The sequence below is a fragment of the Methylobacterium sp. C33D genome, from assembly GCF_053345825.1.
Window position 1 is genome coordinate 25,991 of record NZ_JBKFAV010000030.1, and the last position, 24,897, is coordinate 50,887.

Consider the following 24,897-nt stretch of genomic DNA (forward strand, 5'->3'; position numbering starts at 1 on the left):
GCTGCTTCGGTTAAGAGCCTAGAAAAATGATCGGACGCCGACCGGGAAAGTTCGAGCTGCCTTGCGCTTGCGCAGGTCCAAAACCGGATGCCTTTCATTCCTCTGCCTAGAACAGCAGCAGCGCCGATTGGGAACCTCAACGTGATCAAGTCCAAGGACATCTCCCTCGCTGGCTCGCCGGCCACCCACACGCACGAGCGGTTCGCTCGGCCGGAGCGGCGCCGGGATCCGCGCGGCGACCGGTACGACCACGCCGGCGCCTTCGACCCGCGCACCGACCTGTCGAAGCCCGTCCGGGGCAAGCGTGGCCCGATTGAGACGGCGGCCGTGGCGGTCGACGATCCGTGGACCCCGGGCGGCCGTAGCCTCGCCGCGGTCAACCGACGGGTCGACGTGCTGGAGATGGAGCGCTCGCACGGGCGGCTGACGGTCTCGCAATACGAGGTCGGGCGCCAGGTCCAGGCAATCTTCGAGCGCGCCTCAGGCGCCCGGCTCGGCTCCATGGGCTTCGGCGTCCGCGGCTCGAAGGACATGACCATCGCGCACGAGCTGTCGGTCATCTACGCGATCGACGACGCCCGGCTGGTGGCGAAGCTGAAGGACAAGGTCGTCCGCGCCGTCGGCGTGCCGGGGGCGCGATTCCTCCACGAGGTGCTCACCGGCCGGCAGACCTTCGCGCAGTTCGCCGAGGCCCGCGGCAAGGGTGGCGACCGCGGCACGGCCTACATCGCCGAGCACTTCCGGATCTTGATGGAGAACCTCGACGAGGACTTCGCAGCCGAGGGCGTGGCGAACGTGCAGGAGCGGTTCTTCCAGGGCCAGAAGACCGGCGAGGAGACCGACGCGCAGGGCCGCGCCGTTCCGGAGGGCCATGGCCAGTACTGGGGCGCCGAGGAGGCCCGCTATGCCCCGCAGGCCAAGCCGGAGGTTCAGCGGGCCATCGCCGGGCGCGGACGGGTCCGGGACATCGTGGCGGCGCGGCGTCAGGTTAGCGAGACAGCCTGACACTGCTGTGCCAGCATGGACGTCGGGAGGCGTCCATGCGTGATTTGTACGATCGGCTGATGGAAGAAGGTGAAGTCGGGATTGATCGGCTGATCGCTGAAAAGACCCAAGAGTCGCTTCAACTCGACTTCAAACGCAAAGAAGTGGACCGGAACGGCGAATTCAGCACTAACGACCGACAAGTGCTGGCGAAGGCTCTGTCTGGTTTCGCGAATTCGGCCGGCGGCCTTCTTGTGATCGGCGTGGATGCTCGCCCCGGCCCCGATCGCATCGACTGCGCACAAGCATCCCGACCAATCGCTGACATACGACGCTTCCTGGCCGATGCGCAGACTGAGATTGGCCAGCTTGTCCAACCTCGTCTGGACGGCGTGTCTTTGGGCGCGATCGAATGCTCAAGTGCACCAGGATCAGGCTATCTCCTAGTCCATGTCGAGCGCTCTGAGCGGCGGCCTCACAGGTCAGAAGCCAAAGGGCAAAAGGGGTATTTTAAACGACACGGCAGCAGCTTCTTCGAGATGGAGCACTATGACATTGAGGATGCATTCTCAAGAAGCAGCTCAGCCACGTTAGACGTCAAAATGCTCACGCATAGAATTTGGCAGAGCGAAAAAGAATGCGAATTTGGCTTGAGGATTTATCTACTAAATACGTCTAACTTTATAGCGAAATTCCCATATATCGTGTTCGAGAAGGTCGATGGCGCCGTGTTGCCAGCGGCAGATCAGCCGCGTCGACTTCAAAGCGGTCTTCGACATCAAGCCGCAATGGGGGGTGTGGATGATGTTATCCATCCTGGGACAGAGCGATATATGGCCATGCTCAAAGTGGTCCTGAAGAAAAATGAGCAAGGCAAATGGATGTTCACGGCGTCACGGGATGGGCGATCTCTGTCACTTGAATTACTCTACGGCTGCGAGGATGGTCGAGCGATGAAATATGTATCCTCGTCGTCACCTATCATGTTCGATTGCTACGATGCTGGATTTGGCCCACCACCGTGACAACGGACGACCGATGGGTCAGCATGGGCAGGTCGGAACGGAGGTGCGCAGATGGCGTGGATCGACGTAACAAGCCGCTAGCGGGATTACGATGGCGCTCGGGAGGTTAGAAATACAATCAATACGAACAATGTTGCCCAACTGACTGATATGTCGGACGGTCGATGCTTGATTTTCTTCGCATGCTCAAACGCACACACTGCAATCCGGCTTGAAGTCAAAGAGTCGCGTGAGGAGATCTTGCGGCAAATCCGCGAACAGGATGGGCCCTCCTCTCGTTCGTAGCTTCTTGACCCGTCGGGCGAAACCCGGCAAAACCCGACCGTCGCGAGACGCACGCCCGGGACTGAAAAGCCGCCGGGCGTTTGCATGTCCGGGCCCAGCTTCACCGAACCCGCTCAACAGCTTAGGCGTTGCCCCGTGAGACGCGGGCGGTGTTCCATGCCATGATCGGTTCCCGATGAGCGCCCACGCTATCGTCACCGCGATCGAGGAGGAGAGCCTCGCGCTCTGCCGCCTCCGCGCGACCGGGCGCCAGGACGTCGACCTCGAAGCCCGGGACCACCACTGCCGGCGCATCCAGTCGCTGATCCGCCAGCTTCGGCCGCTGATCGGGACTGTCGAGAAGCGCACGTTCGGCGCCTCCGGACAGAGCACGAAGGGCAAGCCGTTCACCGTCGCGAGGCGGCGGCGAGCGGCCTGAAGCTACCGCGGGTTGCAGCCGATGCAGATGCCCTTGCTGATGCTGTCCTGGACCTGATCGTTCTTCGTCCGGCGATTGATCGACCCTTTCGAGGTCGGGCTGGCTTCGCGGCTCGGTGGCTTGGTCTGCCCCACCATGGTCGTGTCCCGGACGACGATCACCGAAGCGCCGACCGGCTCCGCTCCGGCGGCTGTCGGGACGATGATCGCAGCGGCGAGCACCAGGGTGCTCATCAGGTTCATGGTGTTCTTCATCCGAGGGTAACGTCCCGCGGCTGGCATCTCGGGTGCGGCGTCTTCGCCGGCCCCGGGCGCCAATCCGACACCCCGACGCGGAATTACCAAGAGATTTCCGCAAGAACCGCCCCGCCAGCGTAAATAGCGCAGCAAAATGAGTGACTTACCCGCGATTTCAGGGTCGCGGCGAACCGCTCGCGCCCGGGGCAGAATAAAAACCCAAGAGGCCGCGAAGGCGGTTCTGGCCACCCGGGCGGTGGCCTACCTCCGGGTCTCCACCGACGAGCAGGCCGCCCACGGTTTCGGGCTTGAGACGCAGGAGCGAGCACTCCGCGCCTTCGCCGAGAGCCAGGCCTACGAGCTCGTCGCCGTCATCACCGATGCGGGCGTGTCGGGCGCGACCCGGCCCGCCGACCGGGCCGGCTTCGGCGAGGTCCTGCAGCTCGCGGCCGACGGGAAGTTCTCGGTGCTGCTGGTCTACCGGTTCGACCGGCTGGCCCGCGAGATCCGGTACGCGGTGACCACGGTGGCCGATCTCGCCGAGACGCACGAGGTCGGCATCCGGTCCGTCACCGAGCCGACCGACACGGCGACGCCGATGGGGCGCACCGTGTTCGCGATCCTCGCCGGCATGGCGGAATCGGAGCGCTTCACGATCCGGGACCGGACCGCGGGCGGGAAGCTCGCCAAGGCCGGTCGCGGCGGCTTCGCCGGAGGCCGGGTCCCCTACGGCTACGCGACCGACCGGGCCGGCGGCCTGGTCATCGTCCCGGAGCAGGCGGCGGTCGTCCGGCGCATCTTCCGGGAGCGCGGCCGCGGCAAGCGCCCGCGGGCGACCCTCCAGGCGATCGCCGACGGGCTGAACCGCGACGGCATCCCTTCGCCGACCGGCCGCAGGTGGCGGCACGACACGGTCGGCTACGTCCTCGACAACCCGAAGTACCGCGGGGCGGTCGAGTACCTGTTCACCTGGACCGGCGCCGAGCAGCACGTGCTCCAGCCGGGCGCCCACGAGGCGATCATCCTTTGACCGCACGCCCCGACTTCACCCCGGCCGACGCGGACCGGGCGCTTCGCCACGCGCAGCGCCTCCAGCGCGACCCGGCGGCCCAGGCCTACGGCGACCACCTCCGCCGCCAGGGCCTGATCCCGGCGCTGGTCCAGCTCTCGGCCGAGACCCCGTACGACGAGGCGAAGGCCGGCGAGTTCGAGGTCCGCCGCTCCATGGCGATGAGGAACGCCCGGCCATGCTGCTGAAGCGCATCGTCCTGCGCTGGCTGCTTGGCACGCGCCCGGCCAGCCCAGCGCCTGCCCGCGTCCATCGCGGCGAGCACGAGCTGTCCGTTGGTGCCGAGAACCTCGGCGCGCCGGCCGGCTCGGTCGCCAAGCTGTCGCGCGCGGATGCGAAGCGTCTGCTCGGCATCCCGGTGAAGGTCCTCCGCTGATGCGCGAGATCGTCGGCCTCCGGCACGTCGCCGGCATCCTCCTGGTGCTCGTCGCGGGCTGGGCCTGGGTGTGGGTGTTCGACCGCCCCGCGCAGGCCGCGTCTTGCGGCGGCGGACCTGAGATCAGGCACGATACAGGCCCATGAGCCAGTTCCAGCCCGGCCAGTCCGGTAACCCTGGCGGTCGCCCGAAAGCGTCAGCCAAGGTGCGCGACCTCGCCCGCGCGCACACTGAGACCGCGCTGCAGGTCCTCGTCGAGATCGCGACAGCGGGTGAGAGCGAGGCCGCCCGCGTCGCCGCCGCCAACGCCATCCTGGATCGCGGCTATGGCAAGCCGACCCAGCCCATCGACGGCGATGGCGAGGGCGGCGCGATCCCGACCGGCATGACGGTCACCTTCATCCGGCCCGGGCAGCCGCCCGATGCAGGTTGAGTTCCCCGAGAAGCTCGCCTTCCTGTTCGAGCCGGCCCGCTACAAGGTCGCCTATGGCGGCCGCGGCGGGGCGAAATCCTGGGGCTTCGGCCGGGCGCTCCTCATCATGGGGGCGCAGCGGCCGCTCCGGGTGCTCTGTGCCCGCGAGTTCCAGAACAGCATCGCGGAATCGGCGCACGCGCTGTTCGCGCAGCAGATCGACCTCCTCGGGCTCGATGGCCTGTACGAGGTCCAGGAGAAGCGGATCCTCGGCCGGAACGGGACCGAGTTCATCTTCAAGGGGCTCCGGCACAACGTCGCCTCGGTGAAGTCGACCGAGGGCGTCGACATCTGCTGGTGCGAAGAAGCCCGCACCATCTCCAAGACCAGCTGGGACGTGCTGGTGCCGACCATCCGCAAGGAAGGCTCGGAAATCTGGATCAGCTTCAACACGGAGCTAGAGGAGGACGAGACCTACCAGCGCTTCGTGAAGCGGCCGCCGACCGGCGCCCGCGTGGTGAAGATCGGCTGGGAGGATAACCCCTGGTTCCCCGACGTGCTCCGGCAGGAGGCGTTGGACCTGAAGGCGCGGGACCCGGTCGCCTACGAGACGGTCTGGGGCGGCAACTGCAAGGCCGTGCTCGACGGCGCGATCTACGCGAACGAGATCCTGGCGGCGACGACAGCCAAGCGGTTCACGAAGGTCCCCTACGACCCGACGAAGCCGGTTCACACGTTCTGGGACCTGGGCCGGGCTGACAAGACGAGCATCTGGTTCGCCCAGATCGTCGGGTTCGAGTTCCGGCTGATCGACTTCTACGAGAACCGTGGCCACGCGCTCGGCCACTACCTTGAGGTGCTGAAGGAGCGGGCGCTCCCGATCGAGCAGGGCGGCAAGGGCTACGTCTACGGCGAGCACTGGCTCCCGCATGACGCTCGGAACGAGCTGCTCGCCTCCGAGCGCACGATCGAGCAGCAGATGTGGGCGGCCGGGCATCGCGTCCGGATCACACCCCGCCTGACGGTGGCCGCCGGCATCGACGCTGCCCGCAAGATCTTCGCGCGGTGCTGGTTCGACGAGGAGGCCTGCGCCGACGGGCTGCAGGCGCTCCGGAACTACCGGTTCGACGTCGACCCGAACACGCAGGCCTTCTCCAGGGCCCCTCTGCACGACTGGGCGAGCCACGCGGCCGACGCCTTCCGGTACTTCGCCATCGGCATCGCCGAGCCCCGTGAGGACGATCCGCCGATGGATGGTCCGAACGACGTCTACGCGCGCCGACGCCGCCGCGAGGCGGAGGAATCGACATCAGGATCAGGTTGGGCGGCATGACGGACACGGACGCGCCCGCCCTCGACGGCGAGGCGGTGGATCAGGCTGGGCTGGATCGCGAGGCGCTCTTCCGCCGCCTGCGCGCCTGGTACCGCACCGACCGGGAGGCCTCCGCCAAGTGGCGCGAGGATGCCCGCGAGGACTTCGACTTCGTGGCCGGGCGCCAGTGGAGCACCGAGGACGAGGCCGTGCTGCGCCAGCAGGGCCGGCCGCCGGTAACGTTCAACCGGATCCTGCCCGTCATCAAGGCGGTGGCCGGCTCCGAGGTGAACAGCCGGCAGGACATTCAGTACCTGCCACGCGAGATCGGAGACGCGGCCAAGAACGAGCTCCTCACCGAGGCCTCCCGCTACCTCGCGGACGAGGCCGAGGCGGAGGACGAAGAATCGGACGCGTTTGTGGACTGCGCGATCTGCGGCATGGGCTGGGTCGAGATGCGTCTCGACTACGAGACCAACCCGGACGGCGCCTACGTCGAGGACCGGGTCAACGCGCTGGAGATGATCTGGGACGCCGCCGCGAGGAAGCGGAACCTCGCCGACGCCCGGCGCCTGTTCCGCGCGAAGACGATGGACCGGGCCGAGGCCGAGGCGCTCTTCCCTGACGTCGACCCCGCGCTCCTCGACGCCGCCTGGGCCGAGGATCGTGACGGCGACGGCGAGCACCGCGAGATCCAGCCCGGCGAGCGCCGCATCGACCGCCCCGGCCAGGATGCCGACGCCTCGTCCTCGCGCGTGACGATCGTCGAGTGCCAATGGTGGGAGCGCGCCCGCGTCGCGGTGGTGATCGAGCCCACGACCGGCGAGCCGCAGGAGATGGAGCTGAAGCAGGCCGCCGTCCTCGCCCGCCGCGCCGAGATGCTCGGCATGCCGGTGCAGGTGTTCCACCGGATGAAGCGGGTCTCCCGCCGCGCCTTCCTCGGCGCCGTGGTGCTGGAGGAGGGCCCGGCCCCGGCCGGCGACCAGTTCTCCTACGCCTGCTTGACCGGTGATCGCGACCACAACAAGGGCACGTGGTTCGGCATCGTGCGGCCGATGCGCGACCCGCAGCGCTTCGCCAACAAGTGGCTGTCGCAGACCCTCGACATGCTCAACCGCCAATCCAAGGGCGGCTGGATCATGGAGAAGGGCGCGGTGCCGGACCAGCGTGCCTTCGAGGCCAGCATCGCCAAGCCCGGCGCGATCTCCTGGGTGAACGACGGCGCCCTGATGTCGGCCCGCATGAAGGAGAAGCCGCTCCCGGTCCTGCCCTCGGGACACTGGCAGCTCATGGAGTTCGCGATCGGCTCCATCCGCGACACGTCCGGTGTGAACCTGGAGCTGCTCGGTCAGAAACAGAACGACCAGGCCGGCGTGCTGGAGTACCAGCGCAAGCAGGCGGCCATGACGATCCTGGCGACGCTGTTCGACTCCCTGCGTCGGGCCCGGAAGCATATCGGCCGGGTGCGCTTGTTCTTCATCCAGACGTACCTCTCGGACGGCCGCCTGATCCGCATCGTGGGCGACGAGGGCGCCAAGGTCGTGCCGCTCATCCGCGACCAGACGATGGGCGACTTCGACGTGGTGATCGACGATGCCCCGGCCTCCCCGAACCAGCAGCAGATCGTCTGGCAGACCTTCACCAGCGTCCTGCCGATCATCAAGGACATGATCACGCCGCAGGTCCTGCTCGAGATTCTGCCCTACTCGCCGTTCCCGGCCTCGTTCGTGGCCAAGATGCGCGACCTGCTCGCCCAGTCCGCCGACACGCCGGAGCAGGAGCAGCAGAAGCAGATCGCCGTGCAGACGGCGGTCGCCCGGATCCAGGACATGACGGCCGGCGCGAACCTGAAGAACGCCAAGGCCGGGCGCGAGCAAGCGCTCACTCACCAGGATCACGCCTCGGCGGCCGTGCAGCTCGCGCAGCTGCTCACCGCGCCCGAGGCCGCAGCACAGGCCGCGGAAGCCGCCGCCTGATCCCTTTCGCCCGCCGGCGGCGCACGCCGGCTTTCGTACCCTTCACGTCACGAGGACCACATGACCGATACCGACCTCGCCATCGGCGGCGGCGAAGACGCCTTCACGCCCGAGGAGCAGGCTGCCTTCGAGGCGTACGAGCGCGGCGAGGAAGCCCCCGCCTCCGATGGTCTGACCCCGCCGGCCGCCGAGCCCGCCCCGGCCGCTGCTGAGCCGCCCGCGGCCGACCCCGAGACCGCTGAGCCCGAGGCTGCCCCCGAAGCGCAGCCCCGCGACGAGAAGGGCAAGTTCGTCCCGCACGGCGCCCTCCACGAGGAGCGCGAGCGTCGGAAGGCGGTCGAGAAGGAGCGCGACGAGCTGCGCGAGCGGTTCGCCCGCGGCGACGAGCGCCTGCGCATCCTGTCCGAGGCGATGCAGCGCCCCGCCGCCCCGGCTCAGCCGGCGGCCGCGCCCGAGCCGGTGAAGGTGCCGAACCCGGACGAGGACATCTTCGGGTACGTGAAGCACCTGGAGCAGCAGGTCGAGGCGCTGCGCACCGGCCAGACCCAGCTCACCGAGAGCCAGAAGAAGGCCGAGGAGACCCGCCAGGCCGAGGCCGCCCGGAACGAGGTGATCGGGTTCTACCAGCAGGACCTCCGCACCGCGATCCAGGCCGATGCGTCGGTCGCGGACGCCTACGAGCACCTGTTCGCCGGTCGGGTGGCCGAACTGCAGCTCGTCGGCATGTCCCAGAAGGACGCGATCGAGGCGGTGCGCGACGAGGAGTTCAACCTCGCCCAGACGGCCCGCCAGCGCGGCCAGTCCCCGGCCGCCCTGATCGCCGCGCTCGCGAAGAGCCGCGGGTTCGCCCCGAAGGCGCCGGAGCCCGCCCCGGCCCCGGCCGCCGCCCCGCAGGAGACCGCCGCCGAGCGGGCCGCGCGCGCCGCGGCCGGGCAGGCGGGTCCGGGCCGCTCGCTCTCGGCCGCCGGTGGCCAGCCCGCCGGCGAGATCACGCTGGAGACGCTGTCCAGCATGTCCGAGGCGGACTTCGAGAAGCTGCTCGCCTCGAACCCGGCCCGCGTCCGCGCGCTCATGGGCGGCTGACTAGGATAAGCCGAGATCTGGTGTAAATCTGATGCTGGGGAATCACCAGCAGAGCGGCGCTCGACCTGTAACTCGCCAGTTCGCTCGCTCAGATTTTCGGTGCTGCCCCCGGATCGAACGCAACCATGACTGGGTGGAACGCGGCAACCAAATCGGCGTCGAGCCGTCCAGTCATAGACTGCACGATTTCGTAGGCGTCTCCGCCCGGCATCGGTGCCCGATAGGGCCTGCGTTCGATGAGCGCGCCGTAGATGTCGCAGATCGTCACCAGCCGGACGAGGTCCGGGATCTCAGGTGCCCGCAGCCCGTCCGGGTAGCCGGAACCGTCGAGCATCTCGTGGTGCGAGCGCACGACCTGCAGCATCTCCGGTGAGAAGCCGCTGCCGACCAGCATGTCATAGCCGAGCGCCGCGTGAGTGCGCATCACCGCCATCTCCTCGTCGGTGAGCCGACCGGGTTTGTTCAGGATCTCGACCGAGATGCGGGTCTTGCCGACGTCGTGCAGCAGCGCAGCCTTGGTCAGGCGGTAGCTGTCGAGTTCGGCTAAGCCGAGCTTGGTCGCGAACGCGGCGGCCAAGCCAGTGACGATCAGACAGTGCCGGTGCGTGGCATCATCGAAGCGCTGGACCGCCCGGAGCCACTCGCGGATGCCACAGTGCTGCACGGCGCGGGCGATCAGACCGGTGCCGGTGCTTGCCAGCTCAGGTGTCACGATCTGGTCGGAGAAGAAGGTCCGATCAAAGAACTGCCGAGCCTCTTCCGCCATCCGGGCGGCGACGGCGGAACCTCCGACCTCCTGAAGCCTGTCGATTCGAGCCAGCAGCCGATCGAGGATGGTCAGAGCCGGGAGAATGTCGGTCGGGGTCAGGAGTCGGGCTTGGGCCTCGGCGCGGGCGGCTTGGCCGTGGGTCAGGAACAGGAAGGGTGCGCCAGTCGCACGCAGCGGCTCCAGCACCCGCCGCAGGCGCATCATTGCCTCGGAGGTGAGATGGGCGACGTCGCTGACGATCAGGTCCGGCTGCCCGAACAGCATGGCCTCGTCAGACAGCTCGTGGACGGCGTAGCAGCGGTCGGGGCCGAGGCAACGGGCCAAGCGTTCGGTTCGGGGCCGGTCGTCAGAGATCAACAACAGCCTGCCCAAGCCGGCCTCCACTTGATGCTGAGGCCGGTCTTACGTCCGGCCCGAAGTCGCGAACGCAGTCAGAGGGTGGCTGGGAACCGCTGCGCGAGGCCGGCGAGGCCGTGCACGGTGTGAGCAAAGCTCTGTGCCGTGTTGGCGAGACTCTCGGTCTTGATGACAAAGTCTCGCAGGGCTTCACGCATGTCCGGATCCCGGAGACCGAGCTTAATCACCGTGAGATCCAGTTCCTCGATCGCGCGTTCCAAGGCGCACGTCAGTTCGAGCAGCCTGTCGCCACCTGCTTGGATGTGGGGGGCTCGGGGGCCGAGCTCCGCGCCACTTTCGTGCGCGGCGGCTAAGTCCGCGTGCAGCCGGTCGAACTGGTGCGTGCCGTGAGGCCTGACCGGGAGGGGGAGGATTTCGAACATAGCCATGTCAAGCGGCGCGGACGGTTGCGAGGAAGCGGCTGACCTCGGCGCCGAGATGCTCGGATTGCCGCGACAGCTCCGAGGCCGCCGACAGGACCTGCGAGGCCGCAGCCCCTGTCTCCTCTGACGCCTGCGCCACGCCGGCGATGTTGCCCGTCACCTCGTTGGTGCCCGCCGAGGCCTGCGCCACGTTGCGCACGATCTCCTGCGTGGCCGCGCCCTGCTGCTCGACCGCCGCCGCGATCGAGGTCGCCACGCCGTCAATCTCCCGGATCCGCCCGGTGATCCCGCCGATCGCCGTCACGGCCTGCGCGGTCACCCCCTGCACCTCGCCGATCTGGCGGCTGATCTCTTCCGTCGTCTTGGCAGTCTGGTCGGCGAGCGCTTTTACCTCAGTCGCCACCACCGCGAAGCCCCGCCCAGCGGCGCCAGCGCGCGCGGCCTCGATCGTGGCGTTGAGCGCCAGGAGGTTGGTCTGGGCGGCGATCCCCGAGATCATCCCCACCATGTCGCCGATCCGCGCGGCGTTCTGGCTGAGCGCCTGGACGAGGTGGGCGGTCTGGTCGGCCTCGCCGACCGCGGCCTGAGCGAGCCCAGCCGATCCCTGCACCTGCCGGCCGATCTCCTGCACGGACGAGCCGAGTTCCTCGGCGGCGGCAGCGACCGTGTTGACGTTGGTCGAGGCCTCTTCCGCGGCCGCGGCCACGCTGGTCGATTGCGCGGCGGTCTCCTGCGCGGTGGCGGTCATCTGCTGGGCGGTGGCCTGGAGCTCGGTGGCCGAGGACGAGACCATGCCGACGATGCCGCCGACGGCGCGCTCGAAGCCGTCGGCGAGCTCGATCATGGTGCGCTTGCGCTCGGCGGCCGCGGCCTCATCGGCGCGGCGCTTCACCTCGGCCTCCTCGGCGGCCTTGCGGGCGACCATGGCCTTGATGCCCTCGACCGCCTTGCCGACGGCGCCGATCTCGTCGCCGCGGGCGGCCTCGCGGATCTCGGCGTCGACCTCGCCGCGGGCCATCCGCTGCAGAACGCCCACCAGGCTGCCCAGCGGGCGGGTAATGCCGAAGATCACGATCAGGGCCGAGAGCGCGATTGCGCCGATCAGGCCGGCCACGGAGGCGCCAATCAGCACGGTCTTAGCTGTGGTCACGGCCTGCTCCGCATCATCACGGGCTTGGCGCAGCTCGGCATTCAGCCGTTCGACGCGACGTTGGACAAAATCTCGCATCTTCGTGCGCGCGCTAGAGGCTTCGGTCAGGAGGACCTTTGCAGCCGCGTCATTGTTGTTCTTGAGACCGAGAGCATTTGACTTGTCCAAGGCAGCATAGAAATCTTTTAGTATACCCTGCAGCGTCTGATTGGTGGCTTTCCGATCAGGCGTATCGGCCATCTCGATCAGGGTGTTTACAGCATCGAGTGAGGTCTTAACGGCCGCGTCATAGCGGGCTTTGTAGCCGGCCATCTCTTCATCGCGGGTTTCCAAGATGAGGTTGCGTGCCAGGACGGCGGCATCGTTGGTGTTGACTTGTACCGCCAGGATGCGTTCGAGGCGAACAGCCTGTAGGTCGACGATCTCGCGCGTCTGGCCTGCGAGTTGATTGAGGCCGCTTATGGCATAGGACACCAACCCCGCAGCCACCACTGCCATGATAAGCAGCGGAATAATTGCCTTGACTAGTATTTTTGAACTACGCAGCATATCGGCACCCGGAATCCTGTTTATCCGACCGAAAAGTGCACTTGAGTGCTTAAATTATCATTAATGCGAAATCTGATGCGAAGTTAGTTGCATGTGAGAATTAAACCGGCCTTCGGCGGATCGCTTTTTAGTCGAACGATATCTCTGAAATGAGGATATGCATATTCGCCAGCTTTTGAGCATATTGGCACATTGATCCGGCGGCGCCCTGAGCAACATGACAGGACTTCCAGGGTTTGATCGTGTCCGGATATCCACTGCAGCAAGGCAGCTTGCTATGCCGGGGCTGTGTCTGCCTTATCGAAGCGGTCGAACAGGTAAGGGCCACACCAAGCTCGGCTCGATTTTCCGATTGACCCGACGGGCGAACCCGCTCAAAGGATTATCTGTCGCGAGACGTGCGGGCCTTGCCCCGTCTCTGCGCTTCCCCAGTTTCCGTCCGACTCCGAGCCGCACCCTGCTGCAAGGCGGGATGCTCTCGCGTGTCCGGTCGTTCGTCTGATCCACGTCAGGATCCGCCCGGCCGCGTCAGTGCCTTCGTCCGCGCCACGCACGGCGCCCGTCCGACCCCGTCCCCGACGGTCATTCTGGGGCCCGGCTTCCGTCCGCGCGCCGACGCACGGCCCGCACGAACCCCATCCCACGGAATCCAGCCTTCAGAGGCACCCCCATGTCCTACACCGCGTTCGGGCAGAACGACCCGATGGCCGTCAAGCTGTGGAGCAAGAAGCTCGCAGCCGAAGCCAACAAGTCCATCGACATCGATCCCCTGGTCGGCACCGGCGACGACGCCATCATCCAGGAGAAGACCGAGACCAAGAAGGGCAACGGCGACCAGGTCACCTTCGGCCTGCGCATGCAGCTCCGCGGCCCGGGCTTCTCCTCGTCCGACGTGGCCGAGGGCAACGGCGAGCAGATCGGCGTCAACTCCGACAAGGTCACCATCGACGAGCTCGGCGAGGTCGTCGGCGTGAAGTCTGGGCACACGATCGACCAGCAGCGCGTGCCGTTCAACCTGCGCGAGACCGCCCGCGCCGGCATCGCCGACTGGTTCCAGACCCGCCGCACGGTCTGCTTCTTCAATCACGTCTGCGGCTTCACCCCGGCCAACCAGCTCAACGGCGCCAAGAAGTTCACCGCCAACAACGTCGTCACCGCGCCGTCGGCGGGCCGCATCTTCCGCCCGAACGGCCGGGCCGACGACGGCGCGCTGACCAACGCGGACTTCTTCACCCTGGACCTGATCGACAAGGCGGTCGAGCTGGCCAAGACCGGCGGCAAGAACCGCAAGGTCATGATCCGCCCGGTCGTGGTCGGCGGGCGCAAGCTCTACGTGATGTACCTCGCCTCCGAGCAGATCACGTCTCTGCGCACCAACACGAACGCCGGCCAGTGGCTCGACATCCAGAAGGCCGCGATGGCCGGCATGCAGTCGAGCAAGAGCCCGATCTTCTCGGGCGCGCTCGGCGAGTACAACGGCGTCGTGCTCCGCGAGGCGCAGGACGTGACGGCTGGCGTCTCGCCCGACGGCATGTCCGCGGTGCCGAACACCCGCCGCGCGGTGCTGCTCGGCGCCCAGGCGGCGACCATCGCCTACGGCAAGGACGGCGGCGACACCCGGTACCGCTGGAACGAGGAGCTGCTCGACCACAAGCGGAACCTCGAGGTCTCGGCCTGGGCGATCTGGGGCATGAAGAAGACGACCTTCAACGGCGACGACTTCGGCACGATCGTGATCCCGACCTACGCCAAGCCGGTCGACGCCTGATCGCTGACCCAGCCCGACGGCTGACCCGGGCCGGGGCCTCACGCTCCGGCCCGCCGCTCCTCCCTGCCTGATCCGAACCTGGAGGCCACCGTGCCCACCAACGTCGCCCCCGTGCAGCCGCCCGCGCGCGAGCTGCGCGAGCAGACCTCGCACACGATCCGCAAGACCGTGAACTTCGCCAACGGCGCCTTCGTCATGCCGGCGTCCCTGCCGGCCGGCGCGCTCATCACCTCGCTGCTCGTGCTCGTCGAGACCGCCTTCTCGGCCGGCTCCTCACTCACCCTCGGTTCGTCCGTGGGCGGCAACGATCTCGCCGCCGCGGCCGACACCGCCGCGACAGCGGCCGGTGTGAAGCGCATCGACACCGCGACCCTGAAGGGCCGCCTCGCTGCCGACACCACGGTCTACGGCACGATCGCCGGCGCCCCGGCCGCGGGCGTGGCCACGATCGTGGTCCACTACACCCCGGACAACGACGCCTGATGTCGGCGTGGATGCTGCTGCACCTCGGCGCGGCGGTCCTGGCGGCGGAGCCCAGCGCCCCGCCGTCGCCCTCGAAGACGGAGACGGTGCCCGATGCCGACACAGGACGGGCGGCCGACGCTCGCCGATCTGTACGCGGAGATCGCGGACGACATCGAGCGCGCGGACCTCGGCCCGCAGATCGCGACGGCCGTTGACCGGGCGATCCGGTTCTTCCAGCCGGACCGGTTCTTCTTCAACGAGGGCTATGTCACGTTCCAGACCATCGCCGGGTCGGACGTCTACTCGGCCGGCGATGCGGGAGCGATCCCAGACCTGATGGCGATCGACAGCGTCGTCATGCTCGACGGCGAGACCCCGACCGTCCTGCAGCGTGTCGATGAGGCGTGGATCGAGAAGGGCGACGAGCCCACCAGCCAGTCGCGGCCCTGCGCCTACGCGTACTTCGACCGGTCCATCCGCCTGTGGCCGATGCCGTCCGACGCCTGGACGGTGCGGCTCATGGCGCATTACCGGCTGCCGGCGCCGGGTCCCGACGAGGCGAACGCCTGGACCGACGAAGCCTCCAGCCTGATCGCGGCCTGGGCGAAGCGGCACCTCGCCCGCAACGTCCTGCGCAGCCCAGCGATGGCGAAGGAGCAGGGCGACATCATCGCCGAGGAGCTGAACGCGCTGCGCGGTCGCTCGAACGTCATCGCCTCCACCGGCCAGGTGCAGGCCTATTATCTCTGAGGCAGCCGTGGCCGCACCGATCACCGATCTGGCGAGCCTCCAGGCCGCCGTGCTGGACTACATCGCCCGCCCGGATCTCGCGGACGCGGTGCCCGGCTTCATCGCGCTGGCCGAGAGCCACTTCAACGCGATCCTGCGCGCGCGCGAGATGGAAGTGGAAGCCAGCGGCGGCAGCGCCGCGGCGCCGGTAGCCGCGATGGACCTGCCGGCCGACTTCATCGAGTGGCTGGCGGTGTCCTGGGCCGGCTCCGGGCGCACGGCGCGCCCGACCTTCGCCGAGGCGGACAGCCCCGAGGCGCGGTTCCGGCACCGGCCCGGCGGCGACCCGCAGTACTTCACGATCCGCGCCGGCAAGGTGCGCATGGTGCCGGAGAAGCCCGGCGTGGTGACGCTGGCCTATTACGCCGCGATCCCGCCGCTGACCTCCGACGCGCCGAAGAACTGGCTCCTGGCCAAGGCGCCGGACGCCTACCTCTACGCCGTCCTGGCGGAGGCCTACCTGTTCCAGAAGGATCCGGCCGCGGTCCAGGCGCACACCGGCCTGATGCTCCAGGTCCTGGCCGCGCTCGGGATCAAGGCCGACACGGCTAAGGTCGCCAAGCGCACCGGCCGCCCGGCCGAGATCCAGGCCTCGTCGCAGGCCGTGGCGCGGCCCGAGTAGCATGGACCCGATCAAGCTGGCGCCGTTCGCGCCCGACAGGGCCTCGGTCGACGCCTCGGTGTCGGCGGTCGCGACGAACGTGGTGCCGCGCTCGGACGGGTACGGCCCGGTGCTGGCGCCGGTGCCGCTGTCGCTCGCCCTGCCGGCGGAGTGCCGCGGCGCCATCGCGGTGTTCTCGCCGACCTACAACTTCCCGATCTACGTGGCCGGCACGTCGAAGGGGCTGTTCGTCTACAAGACGACGGACCAGGCGTGGCACGAGGTGACGAACCCGAGCACGTCCTACAGCGTGCCGCCGGGGGACTACTGGTCCTTCGTCGTCTACGGCACCCTGCTGCTCGCCTGCTCGGCCGGCACCCCGGTGCAGAAGGCCACCATCGACGTGCTCCAGGCCGGCACGCAGCCGTTCGCGGACCTCGGCGGCAAGCCGCCCCGGGCCCGGCACATGGGCGTCGTCGGCGACTTCCTCGTGCTAGCCGGCCTGCCCGACACGCCGCAGACGGTGCGCTGGTCGAACAGCGGCAACATCGAGCAGTGGCCCCTCGGGCAGCTCGACCAGACCGGCGATGAGCAGCAACTCCCCGACGGCGGCGCCATCACCGGCTTCGCGGGTGGCGAGTATGGCGTGATCTTCCAGGAGCGGGCGATCCGGCGGATGACGCTGAGCCCGGATTCCGGGAACGTGTTCGACTGCTCGGTGCTCGAGGAGAACCGCGGCGCGGTGGCGCCCTGGTGCATCGCCAAGGTCGGGCCGCGCATCTTCTTCCTCGACCGCGACGGGTTCTATGCCCTGGTGATCGGCGGCGGCCCGTCCACGCCGATCGGCGCCGAGCGGGTGAACCGGTTCTTCCAGGGCCGCGTCGACCCGGAGCGCGTCGGCATGACGGTGGCGTTCCGCGACCCGACCGGCGAGCGGATCCTGTTCGCCTACCGGCTCGCCGGCACCGACGCGGCGGACCCGTCCCTGCTGGGCGAGGCGCTGCTGTACGACTGGCTGCTCGACCGCTGGTCGTTCCTCAACACACCGCTCCGCTTCGGCATGTCGGCGGCGACGCCCGACGTGTCGATCGACAGCATCGAGGGGTCGATCGACGACCCGGCCCAGCCCTCGCTCGACGACCCGATGTACCAGGGCGGCGCGACGCTGCTCGCGGTGATGACGACCGACAACCGCCTCGCCGTGCTCGACGGGCCCGCCCTCGAAGCGGTGGTGCAGACCCCCGACGCCATGCTGGCGCGACCGAACCGGGCCTTCCTGCGCGGTGCCCGCGTGGACACGGATGCCGACGACTGGCGCGTGGCCGTCGGCGTACGCGAGAGCCTCGCCGCATCCGCGCCGCCGCGCTGGCTGCCGGAGACCGCGCCGACCGTGGAGCGGATCGCGCCGACCCGCGCCTCGGGCCGCTACCACCGCGCCCGGGTGCGGATCCCGGCCGGCACGACCTGGTCCTACGTCTCGGCGATCGAGCCGGACGCGACGGCGGAGGGCTCGCGGTGAACGTCCCTGGCCGGAACGAGAAGGACTTGTCGCTCTTCAGCCGCGCGATCGACGACCTCGCGCGCGGCGCCACCAACGCGATCTCGGCGGACACCTTCACCCTGGCCAACGGCGTCTCGCGCACGAAGGTGCCCTGCGAGAACTGTAGCCTCGGCGCCCTGCCGCGCTGGGTCCCGGTCACGGAATCCGCGTCGAAGGCGACGGTGTGGCTGGTCTCTGCCGACCGCGGCAGCTTCACGGTCGGGCACGATCTGAACCCGGCGACCGACCGCACCTTCCGCTACGAGATGCGCCGGGCCTGATGCGCCTACAGCCCCTGTCGATGCCGCTCGCGCCTGACCTCGCCGAACGCGTCGAGGCGTGCCTGGGGGCCGCCTGCGCCCTGCCCCGATGCGACCTGACCGTGACTGGCCTGCTCGCGTCGTGCGCGGCCGGGCAGGCGCAGCTCGTCGGGATCTTCGAGGGCGACCGCTTCGTTGCGGCGGGCGTGACGCAGGTCCGCCAGCACCGCGGCGGCCGGCTGTCCTGCTGGGTCCTGTCCCTCGGCGGCCGCGCGGCGGGCCCCTGGGGCGCCGTCATCGCCGCCGTCGAGCGCGGGGCGGCCCGGCTGGGCTGCACCACCGTCGAGTTCGTCGGCCGCCGCGGCTGGGCCCGCGTGCTGCCGGACTACGCCGCCGCGCCGTGCGAGCTCGGCCACCACTTCACGAAGCGCATCGGGGCCTGACATGGGCGGCGGTACCAAGACCCAGACCACGGTCCAGCAGCAGAACAACGACCCGTGGGCGCCGGCGCAGCCCGCGCTTCAGGGCGTGCTCTCCGGCGCGACCGCGGCGTACAACTCGGGCGTCGGCTCGCAGGTCTACGGCGGCCAGCGCTATGCCGGTCTCGGGGACACCTCGCTCGCCGCACTCGACAGCATCGCCGGCAGCGCCAGCGCGGGCCAGGGCGCGGCCAAGGCCGGCGACAGCTACCTGACCGGCCTGCTCAAGAACGGCGGCACCACCTCGGGCATCCAGTCCGCGCTCTCCGGCCTGGACAGCATCGGGAAGATCGACACGTCGCGGGTGTCGTCGCTGGCCGACCAGATGGCCGACCCGAACAACCTCGCCTACTCGACGGCGCGGGCGCTGACCCGGGGCGACTATAACCTCTCGACCGACGGCTACACCGGCTTGCTCAACGGTCTGTCAGGCCAGACGCAGACGGAGAAGTCGCTGCAGGATGCCGCCGACGGCAAGTTCCTGGGCGGGGCGAACCCGTACCTCGACGCGGTGATCGGCCGGAGCCAGGGCGAGGCGGCCTCGAAGATCGCCCAGCAGATGGGCGCGGCGGGCCGGACCGGCTCGGGGCGCTACGCCGCGACGATCGCCGACTCCCTCGGCGCGATCGGCACGCAGGCCCGCTACACCGACTATGACAACGAGCGCACCCGGCAGGCGCAGGCGGCCACGGCGATCGACAGCTCGCGCAACGCCCGGACCAGCCTCCAGCAGGGCCTCTACGGGTCGATCAACAACGCCGAGCAGGTGAACGCCGGCCTCGCCCTGTCAGGGGCCGGGCTCTACAACGACACCAACACGACGGCGCTCGGCGGCGCGACGGCCCTGGCCGGCGTCGACAATCAGAACATCCAGAATGAGATGTCCAAGTCGAGCCTCAAGCTGTCGGCCGCGCAGGCGGACCGGGCTGCGGCGCTCCAGGGTCTCGGCATGGTTGGGACGAACATCGACAACCTCCAACGCCCGGGCCTGACCCTGGCCGGTGTCGGTGCCGCCCTCGACGCCGACCGCCAGCAGCAGCTCGACACGGCCCAGCAGGTCTTCGACGAGCAGCAGGCGTCGCCCTGGAAGCAGCTCGGCCTCTACTCCGGCATCGTCAATCCGATCGCGGGGCTCGGCGGCTCCTCGAGCGGAACGTCGGTGCAGAAGATCCCGCAGCCGGGCGTACTCCAGCAGCTGCTCGGTGGTGGGCTGGCCATCGCCGGTACCGCCTCGAAGTTCATGAAGTAGGAGCGCGCCGTGTCCGCTGGTCTCATGCCGTTCGGCTCTCTCTCCCCGGCCGACATCGCCCGCCTGATGCAGCAGGCGCGACCGCAGGTCGACGTCTCGGCAGACGACGTGCCGGCTGCGATCCCGCCGGGCTTCACCGGCTTCGTGCCGCCGACCGCGCCGACCATGCAGCCGCAGGTCACCGCCGCCGCCCCGGCGGTCGAGCCCGAGGCGCCCGCGCGTGCGCCGCTGCGCATGTTCGGCGCCCTACCCCCGCAGGTCTCGTCGCCCGTCGCCGCGGAGCCGGAGCGCTCGCAGCTGCCGAGCCTCGTCGGTTCGCGCGCGCCCACCATGCCGGTCGACGCGCCGGCCGCGCCGCGTAGTGGTGGTGAGGCTCCGGCGGCCGCCACGCCCGCGCGCCCGCTGACTTTTGGCAGTCTGCCGGCTCCCGCTGCTCCGGCGACAACCGGTTCGACGGCGGCTCCCGCCGCCGCGGCCCCGACAGCGGCCATGCCCGCCGCGGAGCCGTCGCTGCTCGACCGGATCGGCGATGGCTTGCGCAGCCTGCGTACGAACGGCGGCGATGATCTGCTGATGTCGCTCGGCATGGGGCTGATGTCGACGCCGGGGTTCGGCCGCGGCGCTGCGGTCGGCCTCAAGAACTACCAGGACAACGAAGGGAAGCGGGCCGCCTCCGCGCTGGCGCAGGCTGAGTTCGGTCTGAAGGCACGGAAGGCGCAGCAGGAGCAGGGTGTCCAGAACCTGACCGCCCGCGCCATCATGACGAAGCTGCCCGGCACGTCGGCCGAGGACGCCGTTGCGCTCGCCGGCAACCCCGACTTCGTGAAGAGCTTCCTCTCCGGGAACTACGGCGCGCCGGAGGGCTACGTCCGGACGTCGACCGGCCTCGTGCCGGTGGCGGGCGGCCCGCAGGACCTGGGAACGCTGAAGGCTCGCGCGCAGGCGCAGGCCGAGGGCACCGCGGCCGGCGCGAAGGACGACGTGCAGGTCATCACTCGCCCAGACGGGTCCATCGTCGGCGTGAACAAGTCCCGGATCGGCGAGACCGATGGCCCGTCCGCGTTGACCCCGGTCGCCCCGGCGACGGGCGGCGCCCGGGTGTGGGGCACGGTCGGCGCCGACGGCCGCGTGATCGAGCCGCCGCCCGGCACCCCGGCGGGCACGCCCGGCGCGTACGACGAGAAGGGCATGCCGCACGTCGCCCTGACGCAGGGCACGAACCAGCTCCCGCAGAAGGCCAACGCCGAGCTGGATCAGGCGGCCGTGAAGGCGATCACCGAGAGCCGGGCGAAGGCCGAGGGCGCGATCGGCACCATCGCGGCGATCAATCGCCAGAAGGAAGCGCTCGACAAGGGGATCATCACCGGCGCTGGCGCGGACTGGCGCACGCAGGCCCGCGCGATCACCGCCCAGATCCTCGGCATCAACGACGATTACGTGAAAAACTCGCAGCTGTTCGATCAGTCCGCGACGCAGAAGAGCGCCGAGCTCGCGAAGGCGATCAGCCAGTCCGGCCACACGACCAACATGGACCTCCAGCTCGGCAAGACGATCTCGTCGGGCGACCGGTCCAGCGTCGAGGCCGCCCTTCGCGCCGGCATCGAGGCGCAGGAGATCCTCGCCAAGAACACGATCGCGCATCACAACGCGAGCGTGGATCGGTTCGCGACGCCGGAGACAGCGCAGCGGGCTGGCTTCTTCAAGGTGGAGCAGCCCGAGATCTACCAGTACCGCCCGGCCGCCCCTGATCGGGCCGCGGTCGAGGCCGAGATGCGCCGCCGCGGGATGATGCGCTGATGGATCTCTCGAAGATCTCCGACGACGAGCTGCAGCGCCTCTACCAGAGCGCGCCCGCGCCCCAGGTGACGGCCGGCGCCGCGCCGAAGGCAGATCTCGCCGGCATGTCGGACGCAGATCTGCTCAAGCTGCACCGCGGCTTCAGCGATGCGCCGGCCGCAGCCGCGCCGGGCGACGCGTCGGCTGCGGTCGGACGCGGGCTGATCGAGGGGGTGCCGGTCGTCGGCCCGTACCTGCTCGCGGGCGCGAACCGCGCCGCTGCCGGCATCCGGGCGCTGAAGAACGACACGCGCTTCTCGGACGAGCTGGCGAACGTCGAGCGCTTCGGCGAGCGCACGGCCGCCGAGCATCCGATCGCGTCCGGTGCCGGCGAGATCGGTGGTGGTGGTGTCGGCGCCCTGCCCCTGATGGCAGCGGCACCCGCGGCGTTCGGTATCTCGGGCGCTGCGCTGCCCGTGCGCATGGCGGCCTCCGGGCTGTCGGGAGCCGGTCTCGGTGGCGCGGACGCTGCCGTCCGTTCCGGCGGTGACCTCGGTGCGATTGAGCAGGGCGCCGCGATCGGCGGCGGTCTCGGTGCGGCTGGTCCCGCGATCGGTGTCGGCGTCGGCAAGGTCGTGCGCGCGATCAAGGGCGGCAATCCGGGCGAGCACCTCCTGCGCGAGGCGACCCACGGTCTCACGGAATCCGAGCTGGCCGCGGCGCAGTCGCTGCGCGATGGCGCGATGAACAGCCCGGGCGGCCCGGTCGCTTTGTCGGTGGACGAGGCGCTGAACGCGGCCACCGGCGGCAAGGCTGTGCGCGCGTCGCAGCTCGCCCGCGTGGCGGCCAACTCGGGCGGCGAGGGCAGCCGGATCGCGGGCGAGTTCTACGCCGCGCGCCCGGCGCAGGTCGACAACGCCGGCCGCGCCCTGTTCGACCGCATCGGCGCCGAGCCCACGAGCCCGACCGGGCTTGGGTTCGATGTTCAGACCGCGGCGCGCCAGGGCGTGATGCAGACGCCGGAGGGAACGGCGCTATCGCAGGCGCGCGCGGCGACCGGCCCCAGGATCACGCCGGAGCAGGCTGGCCGCACTATCCAGGACGAGATGCGCGGCGTTGCCGATGCGCTTGAGGCGCGCCGAGCCGCGCAGGCGGATATCGACTATCGCGCCGCCCGCGCCGCGCCGGAGACGGTCGGTATCGAGCGCACGACCACGGTGGAGCGTCCCGGCGAGCCCATCGTGACGCCGCAGCAGTATAGCCGCCCGCAGTTCGCGGATGGCGCGCCGGCCCCGCTCGGGCCGCCCCCGGGGCGCGCCGACGGCGCCATTCAGGAGGCCGGCCCGGTCAGCCTCGGGCGGTTCATCGCCCAGAACGGCGGCCTGCCGCTCGAGGGCGACGTGCTGGCCACCGACCTGCACCGGTTCGGCATCCCGGGCCTCGGCAACGTCGCGCGCCCGGGCGGGAAGTCGATCGACAACTTCTGGCGCGAGCGGCTTATCGAGGAGGGGTACTTCCGACCCGACGCCGACGGCGGCATGGCGCGGGACATCTCGTCCGAGCTGCTGCGCAAGCTCCAGAACGAGCAGCGCGGCGTGCCTTCATACCCGCTCGGCTCCAGCCGGGCGATGGGGGGCGGCCCGACCGCGGGGCAGCTCGGCGATGAGTATGCCGCCGCCCTCTCGCAGGCGGAAACCCGGCTGAATGGTGACCTGCGCACGGTCGGTATCGACCCGGCCAGCGTGCACCCCGACGTCCGGTCGCGGACCCTCGGCGCCCTGATGCGCGGCGAGACCGCCGAGCCCCTCGACGCGTTCGAGCGCACCGTGAACGCGATGCGCGAGCAGCCCGCGCCGCTCGTGAAGACGCCGACCGTGACGGAGGAGATCCCCGACGTTCGGTTCGGGCAGGTCGACCCGCGGCCAGCGCTGGCCGCCGTATCGGAGCAGGGTCGCACCGCCAAGGGTGATGTGCGAGGCGCCCTGTCGGCGGCCAGCCGCGACCTGCGCGAGCCCGGCGGTGACCTCGACATGAGCGTCGCCGGCCTCCTGCACGCTCGCGAGCGGCTCGACTTCAGCATCCGCGCCGCGCAGGCCATCGGCGACGCGACGAAGGTCCGGGACCTCCAGGCCACCCGCTCGGCGCTCGACGCGCAGCTGAAGAGCGTGCCGGAGGTGGCAGCCGCCGACGCGAACTTCGCCGCCAACTCGGCGCCGCTGGAGCCCTTCACCGGCGATAACCCGCTCGGCCGCGTGGTCCGGCGAGACGATCTCACCGGCCGCATGGCGACGCCAGCCGAGCAGGTGCCGGGCATCGTCGGCCAACCGTCCGCCGCGCGAGAGATGCTGGCCCAGCCGGCGCCCAACTCGCGCCAGGCCCTCGGTCGGCATATCGAGACGGGGATTATCGACAAGGCGTCTGGTGCGGAGGGAGGCCTTACCGCGAACTCACTGCGTGCAGGAATGCGTGAGCATGCCGACGTTCTCGACGCGCTTCCCGAGGTTCGCGACCGCCTCTCACGCCTCACGATGGCCCGCGAGGGCATGGACAGGATCGAGGCCTCGCCGCTAGGCCAGATCGCCCAGCGTCCGGACGTGAAGGGGGCCATTCAAGCTCTGTTCGAGCCGAACCCCGGTCCCGGCAGCCACCGCGAGGTGGCGAGCGCGATGCAGGCCCTGGTCCGCAACGATGCCCCGGCCGCCCAGAGCCTGGCCCGGACCTATCTGGAGACGGTGTTCAACGAAGCGACGCAGAATGCGAAGGGGCTTGCCTCGCCCTACGGTGGCGCTGGGTTCGCCTCAGCGATCCGAGGAAACGCCCAGCAGCGCCACAACCTCGAAGCGGTGATCCGTGCTCTGCCCGAGGGGGAAATTCGCTGGGGCGGCCTCGACCGCCTCCTGACGACCCTGGAGGCGACCGGCTACCGGCCGGCGAAGGGGTCGGACACCGCGTTCAACCAAGCGATCCAGAAAGAGATGGCCTCGGGTCGGACGCACGTCGGGCAGGTCATGGCGAACGCGGTGACCGGGGCTGGCGCCGGCATGATGGCCGGTGGCCCGAAGGGCAGTCTCGCCGGGCTCGTGGTCGGACTCAAGCACGGCGTCAGCGAGGAGATGACCAAGGCTCAGATGGCTCGTAGCGGCGAAGCCGTGGCGCGGCTGATGTTCGACCCGAAGGCGCTCCCGGACCTGCGGGCTCTGGCGAAGTCCCCGCCCGGCAGCAAGAACGCCGAGCTGTTCACGACCCGGCTGCTATCCCTGGCGAATGCGGGACTGGCGCCGGCGCGCGAGCCAACTCCGCAGTAGGGGCGGGTAGACGTAGAAGGCCAGAACGAGCCAGCCGGCCAGCATCAGGATGCCGAGCGTCCCGACGCCGATCGCACCCTGCAGCGCGGTCATGATCGGCGGCACGATGGCGTGCAGCACCCACGACAGTGCGGCCATCGCTCCGGTGAAGAGCGCCCAGCAGAGGATGACGTCGGTGCGGGTCGGCATGGGGCGAGCATAGCACAGGTGTTCTGCGGAACACCTGTCAGCGCGTGTCGGGT

General features: G+C 69.5%; 25 protein-coding genes. 20 read left to right on the forward strand and 5 right to left on the reverse strand.

Annotated elements, in window-relative coordinates; all coding sequences use genetic code 11:
- Positions 1-141: 141 nt before the first annotated feature.
- From ACLBXO_RS22250 to ACLBXO_RS22260, 3 genes are all read left to right on the forward strand, one after another.
- Positions 142-1,005: a hypothetical protein gene (locus ACLBXO_RS22250; protein WP_447686699.1), complete on the forward strand. Its 864-nt coding sequence runs from the start codon at positions 142-144 to the stop codon at positions 1,003-1,005.
- 35 nt (positions 1,006-1,040) lie between these two features.
- Positions 1,041-2,009, forward strand: a complete 969-nt coding sequence (locus tag ACLBXO_RS22255; protein ID WP_447686700.1) for an AlbA family DNA-binding domain-containing protein — start codon at positions 1,041-1,043, stop codon at positions 2,007-2,009.
- Positions 2,010-2,469: 460 nt separating this feature from the next.
- The gene (locus ACLBXO_RS22260; protein WP_447686701.1) at positions 2,470-2,712 is read left to right on the forward strand and encodes a hypothetical protein; all 243 of its coding nucleotides are present in this window, start codon (positions 2,470-2,472) and stop codon (positions 2,710-2,712) included.
- Between the two features lie 2 nt (positions 2,713-2,714).
- Here the strand turns inward: ACLBXO_RS22260 and ACLBXO_RS22265 are convergent, their stop codons facing one another.
- Entirely contained in the window at positions 2,715-2,966 is a 252-nt protein-coding gene (locus ACLBXO_RS22265; RefSeq protein WP_447686702.1) for a hypothetical protein, read from the reverse strand.
- Positions 2,967-3,204: 238 nt separating this feature from the next.
- Here ACLBXO_RS22265 and ACLBXO_RS22270 point away from each other — a divergent pair, with 238 nt between their 5' ends.
- From ACLBXO_RS22270 to ACLBXO_RS22300, 7 genes are all read left to right on the forward strand, one after another.
- Positions 3,205-3,978 (forward strand): recombinase family protein, encoded by a 774-nt coding sequence (locus ACLBXO_RS22270; RefSeq protein ID WP_447686703.1) that lies wholly within the window; start codon positions 3,205-3,207, stop codon positions 3,976-3,978.
- Positions 3,975-4,205 (forward strand): hypothetical protein, encoded by a 231-nt coding sequence (locus ACLBXO_RS22275; protein ID WP_447686704.1) that lies wholly within the window; start codon positions 3,975-3,977, stop codon positions 4,203-4,205. Before ACLBXO_RS22270 ends, ACLBXO_RS22275 begins: the two co-directional genes overlap by 4 nt.
- On the forward strand, positions 4,196-4,393 hold the full coding sequence (locus ACLBXO_RS22280) for a hypothetical protein (protein ID WP_447686705.1): 198 nt from the start codon (positions 4,196-4,198) through the stop codon (positions 4,391-4,393). Before ACLBXO_RS22275 ends, ACLBXO_RS22280 begins: the two co-directional genes overlap by 10 nt.
- A 142-nt stretch (positions 4,394-4,535) precedes the next feature.
- Positions 4,536-4,826, forward strand: coding sequence for a DUF5681 domain-containing protein (locus tag ACLBXO_RS22285; RefSeq protein WP_056525076.1), 291 nt, complete (start codon positions 4,536-4,538; stop codon positions 4,824-4,826).
- Complete coding sequence (locus ACLBXO_RS22290; protein WP_447686706.1) at positions 4,816-6,138, forward strand: PBSX family phage terminase large subunit; 1,323 nt, start codon at positions 4,816-4,818, stop codon at positions 6,136-6,138. Before ACLBXO_RS22285 ends, ACLBXO_RS22290 begins: the two co-directional genes overlap by 11 nt.
- Complete coding sequence (locus ACLBXO_RS22295) at positions 6,135-8,093, forward strand: portal protein (protein WP_447686707.1); 1,959 nt, start codon at positions 6,135-6,137, stop codon at positions 8,091-8,093. Before ACLBXO_RS22290 ends, ACLBXO_RS22295 begins: the two co-directional genes overlap by 4 nt.
- A 60-nt stretch (positions 8,094-8,153) precedes the next feature.
- Positions 8,154-9,176, forward strand: coding sequence for a hypothetical protein (locus tag ACLBXO_RS22300; protein WP_447686708.1), 1,023 nt, complete (start codon positions 8,154-8,156; stop codon positions 9,174-9,176).
- Positions 9,177-9,264: 88 nt separating this feature from the next.
- Here ACLBXO_RS22300 and ACLBXO_RS22305 read toward each other — a convergent pair whose 3' ends face one another.
- From ACLBXO_RS22305 to ACLBXO_RS22315, 3 genes are read right to left on the reverse strand one after another with little or no spacing between them, the layout of a single operon-like run.
- Complete coding sequence (locus ACLBXO_RS22305; protein ID WP_447686709.1) at positions 9,265-10,317, reverse strand: HD-GYP domain-containing protein; 1,053 nt, start codon at positions 10,315-10,317, stop codon at positions 9,265-9,267.
- A 59-nt stretch (positions 10,318-10,376) separates the two neighbouring features.
- Positions 10,377-10,724 (reverse strand): hypothetical protein, encoded by a 348-nt coding sequence (locus ACLBXO_RS22310; RefSeq protein ID WP_447686710.1) that lies wholly within the window; start codon positions 10,722-10,724, stop codon positions 10,377-10,379.
- A 7-nt stretch (positions 10,725-10,731) separates the two neighbouring features.
- A complete protein-coding gene (locus tag ACLBXO_RS22315) occupies positions 10,732-12,423 on the reverse strand; it encodes a methyl-accepting chemotaxis protein (RefSeq protein ID WP_447686711.1) in 1,692 nt (563 codons plus the stop codon).
- A gap of 670 nt (positions 12,424-13,093) precedes the next feature.
- On the opposite strand from ACLBXO_RS22315, the gene ACLBXO_RS22320 reads away from it, so the two are divergent.
- The 10 genes from ACLBXO_RS22320 (at position 13,094) to ACLBXO_RS22365 (ending at position 24,655) form a co-directional block, all read left to right on the forward strand.
- Positions 13,094-14,191 (forward strand): N4-gp56 family major capsid protein, encoded by a 1,098-nt coding sequence (locus ACLBXO_RS22320; protein ID WP_447686712.1) that lies wholly within the window; start codon positions 13,094-13,096, stop codon positions 14,189-14,191.
- A 90-nt stretch (positions 14,192-14,281) separates the two neighbouring features.
- Positions 14,282-14,674, forward strand: a complete 393-nt coding sequence (locus tag ACLBXO_RS22325) for a hypothetical protein (protein ID WP_447686713.1) — start codon at positions 14,282-14,284, stop codon at positions 14,672-14,674.
- A gap of 93 nt (positions 14,675-14,767) precedes the next feature.
- Positions 14,768-15,406, forward strand: a complete 639-nt coding sequence (locus ACLBXO_RS22330) for a phage adaptor protein (protein WP_447686714.1) — start codon at positions 14,768-14,770, stop codon at positions 15,404-15,406.
- A gap of 7 nt (positions 15,407-15,413) precedes the next feature.
- On the forward strand, positions 15,414-16,067 hold the full coding sequence (locus tag ACLBXO_RS22335; protein ID WP_447686715.1) for a phage adaptor protein: 654 nt from the start codon (positions 15,414-15,416) through the stop codon (positions 16,065-16,067).
- 1 nt (position 16,068) lies between these two features.
- The gene (locus tag ACLBXO_RS22340) at positions 16,069-17,565 is read left to right on the forward strand and encodes a hypothetical protein (protein WP_447686716.1); all 1,497 of its coding nucleotides are present in this window, start codon (positions 16,069-16,071) and stop codon (positions 17,563-17,565) included.
- A 26-nt stretch (positions 17,566-17,591) separates the two neighbouring features.
- Positions 17,592-17,867: a hypothetical protein gene (locus tag ACLBXO_RS22345; RefSeq protein WP_447686717.1), complete on the forward strand. Its 276-nt coding sequence runs from the start codon at positions 17,592-17,594 to the stop codon at positions 17,865-17,867.
- The gene (locus ACLBXO_RS22350) at positions 17,867-18,289 is read left to right on the forward strand and encodes a hypothetical protein (protein ID WP_447686718.1); all 423 of its coding nucleotides are present in this window, start codon (positions 17,867-17,869) and stop codon (positions 18,287-18,289) included. Before ACLBXO_RS22345 ends, ACLBXO_RS22350 begins: the two co-directional genes overlap by 1 nt.
- A gap of 1 nt (position 18,290) precedes the next feature.
- Positions 18,291-19,574, forward strand: coding sequence for a hypothetical protein (locus ACLBXO_RS22355; protein WP_447686719.1), 1,284 nt, complete (start codon positions 18,291-18,293; stop codon positions 19,572-19,574).
- A 9-nt stretch (positions 19,575-19,583) separates the two neighbouring features.
- A complete protein-coding gene (locus ACLBXO_RS22360; protein ID WP_447686720.1) occupies positions 19,584-21,371 on the forward strand; it encodes a hypothetical protein in 1,788 nt (595 codons plus the stop codon).
- A gap of 65 nt (positions 21,372-21,436) precedes the next feature.
- The gene (locus ACLBXO_RS22365) at positions 21,437-24,655 is read left to right on the forward strand and encodes a hypothetical protein (RefSeq protein WP_447686721.1); all 3,219 of its coding nucleotides are present in this window, start codon (positions 21,437-21,439) and stop codon (positions 24,653-24,655) included.
- Here the strand turns inward: ACLBXO_RS22365 and ACLBXO_RS22370 are convergent.
- Positions 24,602-24,844, reverse strand: a complete 243-nt coding sequence (locus ACLBXO_RS22370; RefSeq protein ID WP_447686722.1) for a hypothetical protein — start codon at positions 24,842-24,844, stop codon at positions 24,602-24,604. The two genes, ACLBXO_RS22365 and ACLBXO_RS22370, sit on opposite strands and share 54 nt — an antisense overlap.
- Positions 24,845-24,897: the final 53 nt, after the last annotated feature.